A 13,761-nucleotide genomic window follows, 5' to 3' on the forward strand; every position below is an offset into this window, starting at 1 on the left:
ATACATACAAATGGGTAATTGTCTCTATACGATGTTGCGTGCAGCGGCAAGTCGGGGCGGATGGGGTTCCCTTTAGTATATTTAAACTATTAGATAGTGTTTGAACTTGGAACTGGAAATATTTATACAAGCCGCTGGCAATTTCAGCTAAGTTTCCTCACATTTTTTCATAAAAAAATTCCAGAAAACGACACACTAATTGCGTATGATCTTGTATAATGTTATTGCGGAGAACGGTTTCATCGATTCTTGCCAGATCCTTTCATGATGGAAAGGGTCCAGTAAAAGGTAAACCTGCCGAAAGACAGGGGCACAAAGTCTCGGATCTAAAGTAGAAATACTACAAAGTAGCAATACTACTATGATGGCCGGACTGCCTGGGGACGCGAAAATTCTAGGAGGAGATTTCTTGGATATGTCCAACCAGGGGAATGACGAGCTGCAGGCAGTAGATCTGGATTTAGAATGGGTGCACTTGCTGATGTCTGCCAAGCAGGCGGGGATCGCGGCGGAGGATATCCGCCGGTTTCTAAGTGAGAAGGCGCTCCAGGCGATGTAAGGGCGGTCATCATTGTTCGGATACATACAGAAAAGGCACAGCGTCCGGTACGCTGTGCCTTTTCTGTATGCCGCTTGAAAGGCTGCCTTCGCCGAAGGTGGCCTCCCTGCCGTGCGGAGTCTTCCCTGTGGCATATAATGCTCGTCTAGTTGTCCTTTTGTTCCATGCGCCATTTCTGGTAATCGAGGAATTCCTTGAATTCGCGTTTGCTTATACCGGAGGCCATGGCCTCCTGAACAAGCCGGAACCATTCCCCGTCCAGAGCCTGTTCTTCCGTCTCTGCCAGTCCGCCATACAACAGTGCATGAATGGATACCTGAAGCGCGTCAGCGATTTTTTCGATGAATTGAATGGAGGGGTTGGATTGAATGTTCCGTTCCACATTACTGAGGTATGATTTCGCCACATCAGCCTTATCGGCAAGCTCGGATAACGAATAGCCCTTCTCCAGCCGGAGTTTGTGGATGCGGCTTCCCATAGTATCTGACACGATTACAACGCCCTCCGTACTTTTTTTGGTGAAAAATAAGAAGTTATATGCTTTGCGCTATACATTCTCCTTATCTTTCTCGTTGAAACGGTACCGCCCGTTCAAAGGCCGGCAAAGCCGTTTTCTCTTGTCAGTATAACAAAAATCCGCAAAACGGACAAAAATCCTTGAACCCGGCAGCGGGAAAAAAGAAACGGCATACCCGGCCCGGATGAGGGAGGATATGCCGTCTTGATGGATTGCTGAAACGCTGCCTTCCTAATAAAAGGCCGGCAAAGCCATTTTCACTTGTATAGGCTGGCCCCTGATCTACTTGGCTTCTCCCACTCCTTGAAGAGCATCGAAGGTCCAGTTCAGAGCTAAGCCGTCACCCTGGAAAATGTTCTGATCGAGCGTGTTGTCTACGAATTCGAAGGCGATCTTGAAGGTCTTGGACCCGGCGGCGGCAATCCCTCCTGGCAGTACACCTGCTGCTACGAGATCGTAGCTGGGGGTGTTTTTCAGATCCTTCAGGGAGATCTCGGACAGCACATGACCGCTTAGTGAACCGCCGGTGTACGTATTATCCAGGAGCTTGACCTTGAAGTGGTCTCCGAGATCCTGGCCCGCGTTATCGCCCTTGGCATCGGTCACGGTGTAAGTGGTGGCAAGCTTGAGGAATTTGATATCCAGTGTGCCGTCATTGGACAAGGTGAAGGTGCGGACGGTGTAGTCTCCCGGCTTCAGATTCGTCAGCGCTACCGGAGTATTGAAGGAAGAGCCGAGCTTCAGCGTACCCGCTGCGAAGGTTGCCGTGCTGGTAGCTGTGGAGCTGAAGTAAGCGAAGGTGCCCCCGCCGATTAAAGACAAGCCCAGTGCTGCCGATGCTACGCCAAGACCCAATGTTTTTTTGATACCCATTATTTATTTCCTCCTCGAATGGTTTGTTTTTGTGGAATTATTTGAGCGTGCCTTTTTCCTGGTTGGCTTCGAAATTCAGAGTCAGTGCAAGCGTGTCGCCCTGATAATAGTTCTGCGGCTGGAGGGTCTCCTTGAAGGCGAACTGGATGGTCAGGTTATCCGAGGTGCCGGCTTTGATGCCGGACTTCTCTCCGCCTAAGATCGCTCCGAGAATTCCCCGGGCCACCAGATCGGGACTCTCCTGCTCCAGATCGGCCAGCGAGATGACCAGGAGCGGCGATTCCTTCTTATCCTTGTTCACGAGGAAGGTCACAATAATATCATCCTTGAAATTATGGGAGCCGTTGTCTCCCTGGGCGTCTGTAATGGCCGATGAGGTGCGCAGTACCACTTTGGGAATATTGAGCGTCCCGTCATTTTTGAGCTTGAAGTCCCGTAAGACGGTATCGCCCGGCTTGAGATTGCTGAGATTAACAATGACGGAGGGATCAGATTGTAATGATAGGGTTCCGTTGTTAAAAGAAGCTGAGGAAGTAGAAGTGCTGCTGAAGTAAGCGAAGGTGCCTCCGCCGACCAGGGTTAAGCCTAATGCTGCCGATACAACGCCGAGACCTAATGTTTTTTTGACGTTCATTTGTTCATCCCTCTCTTATGAGTCTGCTTTGTGCATAGCCGGTGCTTCCGGCAAGCTGTATTGTGGCTCCGCGTTTCGTAAACGGGAGAGAACAATTGATCATTGTACGAGGTCAGTCAGAGTATCCGGCCCGCCGCTGCTGGCTGCGGATGACGGGGCATTCTTCTTTTCCAGTGCCGCAACGGCCTTCCAGGAAGAATACAGCGCGTAGAGAAGCAGGAGCAGTCCGGGAATAATCATCAGCACTACGCTTCCGGCTTTGGAGACTGCGAAGCTCATGGCATAGCCCACATAGGGGACGGTCACGCCGGTGTACTCACCTACCACATTCGTGGAACTGACGGCTGCGGTGTCGGCTGAATCATTATTGTCGCCCTTGGTGGTGTAGCTGGCTTCCCCCAGAGCACTGTTCAGCTCGGCAGCGACCACGCGGTGGGTAATCAGGATATTATCGGGATTCAGAAAAGTGATCACATCGCCCTTCTGGAACCGGGTCATGTCCCCGCCCGGCTTAATGGCCACAATGGAACCGGTCTGGATGCCGGGCTCCATGGAGCCGGATAATACCGTCTTGATCTGGTAGCCGAAGAAGGAGGGCTCGCCGCCGGAGGCTTTGGAGATGACAACGGCTGTGATTAGCACCAGGAACACTATAAGAATCAGAGTGGAAATTATCGTATTGACTATTTTTCGGATGCGCATCTTATTCGCCGCCTTTGCTGGGTTCAGATTGTGGAGCCGGTGTAGCTGTAGGAGCAGGCTGCGCGCCGTCCATTACAGTGCCTGGAATTACGCTGCCGGGTAATGGATCTGGAGTTGCTTCCGGTAAAAGAATCTCAGACGCCGGAGTGGCAGTGGGAATAACCTCTGCTGCTGCTGAAGCTGTGGGGACTGGATTGTCCTCTACAGGCGCTGCGGGAGCAGGCTCCTCTCCCGGCTGGCTTTTGTCAGGAAGACTGGTTGCGGCCGGCTGGTTCTGTGCTTGTTCATTCTCCAGCTTCAGCGCTTCGTCAGCAGCCTTCTGCTTCTCTATGGCGAGCCGCTGGGCTTCCTCCGCTCTGGTTTTATCGGCCTTTTCAAGCGCCAGGCGTTCCTCTTCCTCTTGCTGTGCCTTCGCTTTGTCCTCAAGGGTTGTTTTGGCTTCAGCGATTTCTGTGAGCCGCTCCTGTAAGGTATGGATTGTGGAGAACAGGGTATCCTTGGACGCGGTTAATTCTGTATTCAACTGCTCATACGTGGCTAGCAGCGCGGGGGATACCTGCGAATCTGCTTGGTAGGCGCTGGTTACGAATGAGAGGATAGGCTCTTCAGCAGGGAAGCTGTAGTCATCCTGCCGGAGCAAGACGCGGTCCGGATTGCCGGTGGGCAAGGATCCGCCGATATCATGAATCGAGCCAAGATACTGCACAATTCCGCTTAACGTCTCTGCCAGCGATTCCGACAGAATCCCGCTTTGATGAAGGCTCTCTTGAATCTGGTCGAAGAACTGGGCATCACGGATTTCCAGACAGTTAGGATCGAGGTTCACCATATATCCTCCAAGCTTGTGCAGAATGGCCGCTGCATTGCCAATTTCCTGCAGAATGTGTTGCCAGACCGTCCCATTGAAGCTCAGCTGCTTCTCCAGCAGGTCGATCTCGCTGCCAGCTTGAGTGAGCTCGGACGAGAGTTCATCCGCAGCCTGATCCAGCTCTGCAAGCGACAGCTCTCCGGCAGCGACTGAGGTGTTATACACTCCGCTGATGCTATGGCTGCCAAGGGAAGCTTTCAGCTCTATGACGGTGTTTAGATGACCGCTGAATTCCGACAACAACTGCTCAATCTGACCCGGGAAAACCGAACACAGCCCGATGGAGCTGATCTGTTCCTGGGAGGTGTTGAACTCTCCATAGGTGCTGCCGATCTGGCCTGAGGTGTACATCAGGAGCACAGATACGGCCATACCCGATTGCAGAATCCGCAGGCCGAGCTTCCTGGTTTTCCGTTTGCGCCGCTTGGCAGATCTGGGGTACATAGCTAAGCCCCCTCTCGAGTTGCTAATGAATAATTCGTTATATTCGTTCTTAATAAAGAACGATATCGTAAGCAAATCATACACTGTGCTGCTCAGAAAAGAAAAATGTTATTTTCAGCGGAATGTTCGCAATAAAGTACGAAATGTATGAGATATCTCGATTTATCTGACGATATCGCTGTTTTTCACAAATGTTCTTTATAAAGAACGAGTATTAGGGGCGGGGGAAGGTGAGGGGGAGATAAAGTGCCTGTGAGGAATGCGGGAAAGTGGGCGGTAGGCGAGAATGAGGGGCATTAGTGCCCCTGAATGGTGCAAAAGTGGGCGGCGAGCGGGAATGAGGAAAGTAATCGGACTCAATGTATGCGAATACAATTCGGATGCTGCACCAGTTGGCTAAACGATGGGTTAGTCTATTCCGCCGCAAAGAAGGTACTGTCCATATAAGGACAGTACCTTTCGCTGATTCTATGCACTTGTTCCAAATTACTGAACCTGTTCAATCATGTAATTTCCAGTAAAATTCAAGCTCAGGGAAGCTTCTCCCCGCGCGAGGTGACGTACAGCTCATACCATTCCTTGCGGGACAGCTCCAGGTGGACTGCGCCTGCACAGGCGGCGATCCGCTGCGGATTCACGGTGCCGATGACGGGCTGGATGGCTGCGGGATGCGTCATTAGCCAAGCCAGTACGATGGCCTCGGGTGTCGCGCCCTTCTCGTCAGCGAGTCTCCGTACCATGGCCGCTGTATTCACAACCTTCTCCGGCTGGCCTTCAAGCGGCCGTCCGCTGAAGAGTCCCTGGGCCAGGGGGCCCCAGGCCTGGAGCTGGATGTTCCCGGCGCGGCAATACTCCATGGTGCCCTCCGGGAATGTAATGTCCTTCCACGGGTCGCGGTTCACGCTGAGTACGGCGTCGACCCAGCTGATCCGGGACAGGCTCATATGCAGCTGGTTGACAATGAACGGCTCGTCGCAATAAGTCTGTAGCAGCTGGATCTGGGCGGCGCTCATGTTGGAGACGCCGAAGTGGCGCACCTTGCCGGAGGCCTTGAGCTGATGGAGTGCTTCCGCCACCTCTTCAGGGTCCATTAACGGGTCGGGGCGGTGCAGCAGCAGAATATCAATATACTCTGTGCCCAGCCGTGCGAGAGTTCCATCGACGCTGGACAGAATGTGCTCCCTGGAGAGGTCGAAGCTATTGGAGATATCGCCTGGCTCCATCAGCTTGATGCCGCATTTTGACTGGAGGAGAATGTCCTCGCGCAGCCCCGGCCGCTCCTTGAAGATCTGCCCGAACACCTTCTCCGCCTTGCCCCGGGTATAGATATCCGCATGGTCAAAAAAATTAATACCTATAGACAGCGCCGCATCCAGCGCCTCGTGTCCCTGCTTTATGTTCGCAGCCGTGACCGGTTCACGGTCCCACCCGCCGCCCAGCCCCATGCAGCCCAGGGCGATACGGCTGGCAGGTATGCCGCGCCGGTTAAGGGGTAACGCTCTCAGCAATGTGATCCCTCCATACCATTAAGCTTGTAATGCTCCGATGATACTACCGGAAAAGCATACATCTTTAGAACCCGGTGTGGTATCTCTTGTCACTGGAGGAGCGGTGTTTTGTGGTCTCTTTATCCTTCTCTTCCTCTTTCTCAAGAGTCAGGTCCTCTACCGGTATCGGGTCCACATGCTGCTCGCTCTCATCTACATCGAACAGGCTGGGCTTGTCTGTAGGGTATTGCTCCGGGTGGTCACGCTCGTCTCTGATCGGCTTTTTATCATCGCTCATAGCGGCTTCACTTCCCTTTCCAGAGTATCCGCCAGGGCGGGGCCGGCACACCGCACGAATACAAACTGTAGTACAGCCGGATGCCCAAGCCGCTCGCCAGCGGTTTGCTCCAAATATAAGAATTTATATGTTGCACACGATAACTTATCCTTCTATTTCTCGCTGAAACGGTACCGCCCTTTAAAAGGTCGGCAAAGCCGTTTCCACTTGCTAATAAACACATATCGTCTTCGCTAAACAATCACATCGGCTATCTACTTCTTTTAGTCTGCGATAATCGGTCTGCCGATATCATTCATTTTGCGGACGGCTACATCCTCATACAGGCGCTTCAGCCATTTCAGCTCGGTCTGGCTATGCTCATATCTGCCGTACATCATATGCAGCACCGAGCGGGGCACGATGGAGATATGCTCCTCGTATACTTGGTAGGCATAATTCACCTGATGCTCCGCCTCCCGGATGCGTTCCTCCAGCAGCTTCGCCACCTTGCCCTGGTCGATATGACGCGCGAGGGCCAGGGCCATGTACAGCGGATGATAGGGTGGATCACTTTTTTTAATCTGCTGGAGAATGAGCTGCTCCATCAATTCTTTGCCTTCATCCGTAATGCGGTAGATGGTCTTATCCGGCCGGTCCGGGCTGTGGATAATCTCTACCGCCTCGATATGGCCGCCTGCGGCCAGCTTGTCAACGGCATAATATAAGGAACCGGTCTGCAGCTTGATGACTTGATCCATAGAGCGTTCCTTCATGACCAGGGTAATCTCGTAGGGATGCATATCCCGCTCCAGCAGGAGTCCCAGAATCAGCAGCTTCATCGGCATGGGCTTACCGCTGACCTTGATTTGCACCGTGCTGGCTGCCCTGCGGCAGCAGACGGTCCTTCGGCATCAGCAGGACGAAGACCACTGTAAGCACCGCCGGAACGATGGCCCACAAGAAGGTATGCGAGATCGACGAAGACAATGAATTCGTAATCTTCTCCAGGACAGGCGGCGGAATCTGCGCTCTGGCCTCGGGCGTCAACGCGGAACGCGGGTCGCCGAAGGAAGCGGCCTGGCCGCTGTCTCCGAAGGCTGTACTAAGCTCGGAGGCGAAGCGGTTACGCTGGATGATGCCGAAGATCGTTATCCCCAGCGTCATCCCGAGCGAGCGCATGAAGGTACTGGTGGATGTTGCCGAGCCGCGCTGGCGCATGTCGAAATGTTGGATCGAAGACAGGCTGAGCACGGAGAAGGAGAAGCCGACTCCGAAGCCGGTCAGGGCCATGAAGGCATTAAGCGCCATCCGGGAGGTCTCCGGGGTCAATGTGCTGAGGGAGTAGATCCCGCCTACGAAGCAGACTGCTGACAGCAGCATGATGTTGCGGAAGCTCGTTTTGGTGGTAAGCAGGCCGCCGGACTGGCTGCCGATTACGGTACCGATCATCATCGGCATCAGAATCAGGCCAGAGTTGGTGGCCGAGCCCCCGTATACCCCCTGGACGTAGATCGGGATATATACCGTTGCTACGATGAATGCCGAACCATAGAACAGCCCCAGGATACTGCTGGTTGCGAACAGGCGCCCCCGGAACATGGCGAAGGAGATGACCGGCTCTGCCGCGAATTTTTCAATGACAATGAAGGCGATCAGAAGCACGGCGAACGCAGCGAACAGTCCGAGAATGACCGCAGAGTCCCAGGCATACTGATTACCGCCAAGCTCCAGGGCGAACATCAGGCAGATAATCCCCGCCACCAGGGTGAAGGCGCCGCCCCAGTCAATCCGCTGCTTGGAATGTGATATGGATTCCTTGTAGGAGGTCATAATAAGGAAGAACGAGACAATCCCGATGGGCAGGTTAATATAGAAAATCCAGTGCCAGCTCATATATTCGGTGATATAAGCACCAAGCAGAGGCCCAATCACACTGGAGATCCCGAAGACAGCGCCGAAGAGTCCGGTGAGCTTGCCTCTTTTCTCAGGCGGGAAGATGTCGAAGACAATCGTGAAGGCAATCGGCATCAGTGCACCGCCGCCAATCCCTTGAATCGCACGGTAAATACTGAGCTGGGTAATGCTCGCCGACGTTCCGCACAGGGCGGAGCCAATCAGGAACACGATAAGCCCGAAGATGAAAAACCGCTTGCGCCCGTACATATCGGACAATTTGCCGAAGATCGGGGTGCCGGCCATAACCATGACCATATAAGCAGAGGTGACCCAGACGATTTTATCCAGTCCTCCAAGATCGGACACAATCGTGCCCATAGCTGCGGCAACAATGGTATTATCCATGGCCGACATCAGAATGCCCAGCAGCAGTCCGACAATGACGAGCTTGAGATTACTTTCTTTGGTGTGCATGTTAAGCTCCTTTATGTTTAAAATTCAATGGAATTTTATTATATTCAAATTTGAATAGGGTGGCAATTGTTTTTTTCAGGATGACAGACGGGTTGGCATCTGCTTGGGAACTTGCATGCGTGTACTTGGTATTCCTTATCGGCCGGTCCTTTATTCCAGCTGCAATAGGGCAAAATATCTGAAGGAGGGGCGGAGGGCACTTGTCCTCTAAGGTCTTGACATACCCATGGGGGGTATATTATATTGGTACATAAGGAGGCTGATTCCTGTGTCTACAAATGAGAAGGACCCTGCCGGACAAGATTGCGCCGAAGCCTGCCATTCTTCTGCTTCCGGCGACCGCAAGAGTCATCATTCCCCGGAATTCAAGAATGGGCTGACGACCCGGCTGAACCGGATTGAAGGGCAGATCCGCGGTGTGAAAGGCATGATTGAACGCGATACCTACTGTGATGATGTGCTGAATCAGCTGGCGGCGGTGCAGGCGGCCCTGAACAGTGTCGGCAAGCTGCTGCTTGAAGGCCATATGAAGAGCTGCATTATCGAACGGATCGAAGCCGGTGAGCATGAGGTGATTGATGAGCTGCTGGTCACGGTGAACAAGCTGATGAAATAGAGGTTGGGCCTGTTGAGTTTGAAGGTCTAAATTCAATGATGCGGGTCGTAACTGCGGTGAATTTTGAACTTTCGGCCGCTGTTGTCCACAGATTTCATGATTGATACCGCCGTAGCGGTAGAAATCCGTGGACAAAGGCGGTCGCTGGCGCTCCTGCAGTTTCAAAATTCCCCTCCGTTACTATCATCTATTGTTATTTTCTCAAGATCAAACTCTTCAGGCATATGAGGAGCCGAAAGACCAAGCATTCGCTTACAATTAAGCAAATGCTAAATAACATTGGGAGGTTATTCAAATGTCGAATGTAACACTGAAAGTTGAAGGAATGTCCTGCGGTCATTGTGTAAGTGCTGTAGAGAAGGCTGTTAGCGGCGTAGGCGCTGCGGCGAAGGTGGATCTGCCGGCGAAGACGGTGGCGGTTGAATTCGATGAGAATACGGTAAGCCTGGATAAGATCAAGGCTGCTATTGAAGATCAGGGCTACGACGTAGTGTAAGCTAAGGGTTGTAATATAAGGGCTTGGAGCAGGGAACCCTGGGGTACAGGGCCGGGCGCCAATGCCTTTTCTTTTCAAAATAAATATACCCCTTGGGGGTATGTGGAGGTGCATGAGGATGGAAAAGAGTGCAGAGTCCGCCCCGCAGCAGCAGGCAACGCTGCAGATTACCGGCATGACCTGCTCCGCCTGTGCGGCGCGGATCGAGAAGGGTTTGTCCCGCATGGAGGGGGTGACCCGGGCGAATGTCAATCTGGCGTTGGAGCAGGCTACGGTGGGCTTCGACCCGGCGGCTCTGGATGTGCCGCAGATTGAAGAGAAGATTCGTTCCCTTGGCTACGATACGCTGAAGGAGTCGGCGGATTTCGATATCACAGGAATGACCTGTGCGGCTTGCTCGTCACGGATTGAGAAGGTGCTGGGACGGATGCCGGGGATTGCTGCGGTCAATGTGAACCTGGCGTTGGAGACCGCGCATGTGGAGTACTCGCCGGGTAATATCAGTACCGCTGAGATAATGGATAAGGTGAGCAGCATCGGCTATAAGGCGGCGCTTAAGCAGGACCGGAAGGATATCGCGGAGCAGCGCAGCGAAGAGATTACACGCAAGCGGAATAAGTGGATGCTCTCCGCGTTGTTGTCTCTCCCGCTGCTCTGGGCCATGGCGGGCCACTTCTCGTTCACAACCTGGATCTGGACGCCTGAGCTATTCATGAATCCCTGGTTCCAGCTTGTGCTGGCTACCCCGGTTCAGTTCGTGATCGGCTGGCAGTTCTATGTCAGCGCCTATAAGGCGCTGAAGAACGGCAGTGCCAATATGGATGTGCTGGTGGTGCTGGGCACATCTGCGGCTTATTTTTACAGCCTGTACCTGACGATCGATTCCCTGAAAATGAGCGAGATGAACCATACCGTGGAGTTGTATTTCGAGACCAGCGCGGTGCTGATCACGCTGATTCTGGTGGGCAAATGGTTTGAGGCGCTGGCCAAAGGGCGTTCATCAGATGCGATCCGCAGCCTGATGGGGCTGCAGGCCAAGACTGCGCTGGTGCTGCGGGACGGTGCAGAGCTGAGTATTCCCGTCGAGGATGTAGTGATCGGCGATATTGTGCTGGTGAAGCCCGGCACGAAGGTGCCTGTAGACGGTGAAGTCGTAGAGGGGCTATCCTCCGTCGATGAATCTATGCTCACGGGCGAGAGTATGCCGGTAGAGAAAAAGCCGGGGGATTCCGTTATCGGAGCCACGCTCAACAAGAACGGAATGCTGCGGGTCAAAGCCCGCAAGGTCGGCCGCGATACGGCGCTGGCACAGATCATCAGAGTCGTGGAGGAAGCGCAGGGCTCGAAGGCGCCCATTCAGCGGGTTGCCGATGTCATCTCTGGGATCTTCGTGCCGATTGTGGTCGGTATTGCTGCTGTAACTTTTGGTGTCTGGTATATCTGGGGAGCGCCCGGTCAGTTCGCGGAGGCCCTGGAGAAAGCCATTGCGGTGCTTGTCATCGCCTGTCCATGCGCACTGGGACTTGCGACACCAACCTCGATTATGGCCGGGTCCGGCCGGGCCGCCGAGTTCGGCATCCTGTTCAAGGGCGGGGAGCATCTGGAAGCTGCGCAGGGCGTCAAGGTTGTGGTAGTGGATAAGACGGGAACGGTGACCAACGGTAAGCCGGTGCTGACCGATATTATAGCGACTGCCGGAAATGAGACTCAAGGCAGGGTGCTTGCCGAGAATCGTCTGCTGTCGATTACAGCGGCTGCGGAGAAGCTCTCGGAGCATCCGCTGGCGGAGGCCATAGTGGCTGGAGCACAGGGCAGAGGAATCGACCTGCCGCCTGCGGGCCAGTTCGAGGCGGTACCGGGGCGCGGGGTGTCGGCTGTAGTGGACGGCCAGAAGGTAAGCGTAGGCACACGGCGGATGATGGTGGAGAACGGGCTGGATATCGGGCCGTGGACAGGGATCATGACCAGGCTGGAGCAGGAAGGAAAAACAGCGATGCTGGTAGCTGTCGATGATGCGGTAGCGGGAGTGATTGCCGTGGCTGACACCATCAAGGAGACCTCCCGTGAGGCGGTATCCCGGCTGCATGCCATGGGCATCGACGTTGTCATGATTACTGGAGACAACAAGATTACGGCCCAGGCGATTGCGGATCAGGCGGGCATCCGCACCGTTCTGGCGGAGGTGCTGCCTGAGGGCAAGGCGGAAGAGATCCGCAGGCTCCAGAGCGGCGGGGTCAAGGTGGCTATGGTCGGCGACGGCATCAACGATGCTCCGGCGCTGGCGACCGCGGATACAGGCATGGCGATCGGCACCGGCACGGATGTGGCGATGGAGGCGGCGGATATTACGCTGATGCGCGGCGATCTGATGAGTATCCCGGATGCGATCCTGATGAGCCGCAAGACCATGCGCAATATCAAGCAGAATCTGTTCTGGGCGCTGGCCTACAATACGATCGGAATCCCGATTGCGGCACTGGGCTTCCTGGCGCCTTGGCTGGCCGGAGCCGCGATGGCCTTCAGCTCGGTGTCGGTTGTACTGAACGCGCTGCGTTTACAGCGCGTCAAGCTGTAAGAATCATGCGGCCTGCCGCAGCCGGAGTCATCCGGGCGGACGGAAGGCCGCAACTCAAAGAATCGCCGGCGAGTATCTGCCGGCGATTCTTTATTTAAATATAAGAATTTATATGTTTTACTCTATAAATTATCCTTCTATTTCTCGCTGAAACGGTACCGTCCTTTAAAAGGACGGCAAAGCCGTTTCCACTTGTTATCGAAGAAGCTGAATGGATAGGCGAATGAAGTCTAAGCTACTCTATTCGCTGGCTGCTGCGGAAGCCGCAGCGGTCTTTTTCCGGCCAAGCAGGTTCGTGCCAATGACCCCGGCGATGATCAGGAAGGATCCGATCCAGTGATAGACCGTGATCTGCTCACCCAGGAAGACCGCTCCGGCTGCAATGGATACGATGGTGGACAGATTAGTGAACACGCTCATGAGTGAGGCCTCGATTTTGGATAAAATATAGGTTGAAGTCAGGGTTGTGACCAGCGAGGCGACGACCCCAAGATATACGGCGGACAGGACAAACGTTGCGCTTCCCAGCGGATTCAGGAAATCCCCGAGCGTCCCGCTGACTGTATGACCGGTGAGCGAGATGATCAGGAAGGTGGCGAAGCCGACCCCCATCATCAGGTAGCTGAGCTCAGCGGGGCTGAAGTGGCTGGAGAGAGAGCGGGCCAGCACACTGTACCCGGCAAAAGCGAGACAAGTCATGAACAGCAGCACAATCCCGGTCATATTAGACAGCTGAATGCCGCTTCCCTTCATGACGAAGATGAATACCACGCCGAACACCGAGAGGAAGATGCACAGCTTTTGCAGCAGGGTGGTCTTCTCCTTCAGGAAAATCGCAGCGATGATCATCGTCACCACCGGAGTGAACGAATAGAGGATGCCTCCCTCGGCTGAGGTGGCGCGCTGAAGTCCGAAGACCTGCAGGGTGAAGAAGCCGAGCGGGTACATCGCGGCGAGCAGCAGGGCCCGGCCAATCGGCTTGCCCCGGTAGGAAACCTTGACCCAGCCGAGGGCGACCGGAACCGACATGACGGCAAAAGAGGCGGCGAACCGGAAGGTCAGCGTGTCCGACGGCCCGGCATGAACGAGCGCCACTTTGGTGAACAGGAAGGAGAAGCCGATAATGACCGCATTGAGTACGGCGAAGCTGTAGGCCAGCTTGAGTCCTTGTTTGTGCATGGGTACATCTCCTTGTAGGTTAGTGAAGATTGGATGCTGTAAACATTCGATCTATTACTTTAAAATTAAAGGAAAAGGCGTACACCAACAATACAAGGTTTCCTTAACTGTACCGGTACAGTTTGCAGCGATCCCTATATAATAAGGGAAGAATAATAGGA

General features: G+C 54.1%; 14 protein-coding genes and 1 riboswitch. Of the genes, 4 read left to right on the forward strand and 10 right to left on the reverse strand.

All coding sequences use genetic code 11. The annotated features are described in order from the left end of the window. The first annotated feature begins 277 nt into the window (after positions 1-277). A riboswitch (cyclic di-GMP riboswitch) is annotated at positions 278-381 on the forward strand. A gap of 34 nt (positions 382-415) precedes the next feature. Then, on the forward strand, positions 416-559 hold the full coding sequence (locus NST69_RS00375) for an anti-repressor SinI family protein (RefSeq protein WP_143803895.1): 144 nt from the start codon (positions 416-418) through the stop codon (positions 557-559). A gap of 145 nt (positions 560-704) precedes the next feature. Here the strand turns inward: NST69_RS00375 and NST69_RS00380 are convergent, their stop codons facing one another. The 9 genes from NST69_RS00380 to NST69_RS00420 all read right to left on the reverse strand — a co-directional run bounded on the left by NST69_RS00380 (position 705) and on the right by NST69_RS00420 (position 8,734). After that, entirely contained in the window at positions 705-1,037 is a 333-nt protein-coding gene (locus NST69_RS00380; RefSeq protein WP_036732876.1) for a helix-turn-helix domain-containing protein, read from the reverse strand. Positions 1,038-1,358: 321 nt separating this feature from the next. Further along, on the reverse strand, positions 1,359-1,949 hold the full coding sequence (locus tag NST69_RS00385) for a TasA family protein (RefSeq protein WP_036732873.1): 591 nt from the start codon (positions 1,947-1,949) through the stop codon (positions 1,359-1,361). Positions 1,950-1,986: 37 nt separating this feature from the next. Continuing rightward, positions 1,987-2,583, reverse strand: coding sequence for a TasA family protein (locus NST69_RS00390; RefSeq protein WP_036732870.1), 597 nt, complete (start codon positions 2,581-2,583; stop codon positions 1,987-1,989). Between the two features lie 99 nt (positions 2,584-2,682). Continuing rightward, positions 2,683-3,285, reverse strand: coding sequence for a signal peptidase I (locus tag NST69_RS00395; protein WP_036732868.1), 603 nt, complete (start codon positions 3,283-3,285; stop codon positions 2,683-2,685). Between the two features lies 1 nt (position 3,286). Continuing rightward, positions 3,287-4,597, reverse strand: a complete 1,311-nt coding sequence (locus NST69_RS00400; RefSeq protein ID WP_342548206.1) for a hypothetical protein — start codon at positions 4,595-4,597, stop codon at positions 3,287-3,289. Between the two features lie 530 nt (positions 4,598-5,127). Next, positions 5,128-6,105: an aldo/keto reductase gene (locus NST69_RS00405; RefSeq protein WP_342548207.1), complete on the reverse strand. Its 978-nt coding sequence runs from the start codon at positions 6,103-6,105 to the stop codon at positions 5,128-5,130. A 64-nt stretch (positions 6,106-6,169) separates the two neighbouring features. Continuing rightward, positions 6,170-6,382, reverse strand: a complete 213-nt coding sequence (locus tag NST69_RS00410) for a hypothetical protein (RefSeq protein ID WP_339253130.1) — start codon at positions 6,380-6,382, stop codon at positions 6,170-6,172. 263 nt (positions 6,383-6,645) lie between these two features. Beyond that, positions 6,646-7,236, reverse strand: a complete 591-nt coding sequence (locus tag NST69_RS00415; protein WP_342548208.1) for a PadR family transcriptional regulator — start codon at positions 7,234-7,236, stop codon at positions 6,646-6,648. Continuing rightward, entirely contained in the window at positions 7,214-8,734 is a 1,521-nt protein-coding gene (locus NST69_RS00420; RefSeq protein ID WP_036732853.1) for an MDR family MFS transporter, read from the reverse strand. The genes NST69_RS00415 and NST69_RS00420 overlap by 23 nt, the downstream gene beginning before the upstream one ends. A 268-nt stretch (positions 8,735-9,002) precedes the next feature. Here NST69_RS00420 and NST69_RS00425 point away from each other — a divergent pair, with 268 nt between their 5' ends. The 3 genes from NST69_RS00425 to NST69_RS00435 all read left to right on the forward strand — a co-directional run bounded on the left by NST69_RS00425 (position 9,003) and on the right by NST69_RS00435 (position 12,421). Beyond that, the gene (locus NST69_RS00425) at positions 9,003-9,350 is read left to right on the forward strand and encodes a metal-sensitive transcriptional regulator (protein WP_036732850.1); all 348 of its coding nucleotides are present in this window, start codon (positions 9,003-9,005) and stop codon (positions 9,348-9,350) included. Positions 9,351-9,645: 295 nt separating this feature from the next. Next, positions 9,646-9,846, forward strand: a complete 201-nt coding sequence (locus tag NST69_RS00430) for a copper ion binding protein (protein WP_342548209.1) — start codon at positions 9,646-9,648, stop codon at positions 9,844-9,846. A gap of 118 nt (positions 9,847-9,964) precedes the next feature. Beyond that, a complete protein-coding gene (locus NST69_RS00435; protein ID WP_342548210.1) occupies positions 9,965-12,421 on the forward strand; it encodes a heavy metal translocating P-type ATPase in 2,457 nt (818 codons plus the stop codon). A 240-nt stretch (positions 12,422-12,661) separates the two neighbouring features. Here the strand turns inward: NST69_RS00435 and NST69_RS00440 are convergent, their stop codons facing one another. Further along, positions 12,662-13,600, reverse strand: coding sequence for a DMT family transporter (locus tag NST69_RS00440; protein ID WP_342548211.1), 939 nt, complete (start codon positions 13,598-13,600; stop codon positions 12,662-12,664). Positions 13,601-13,761: the final 161 nt, after the last annotated feature.

Origin of the sequence: Paenibacillus sp. FSL P2-0089, from assembly GCF_038595095.1 — a bacterium.
Classification (GTDB): domain Bacteria; phylum Bacillota; class Bacilli; order Paenibacillales; family Paenibacillaceae; genus Paenibacillus_AQ; species Paenibacillus_AQ silagei.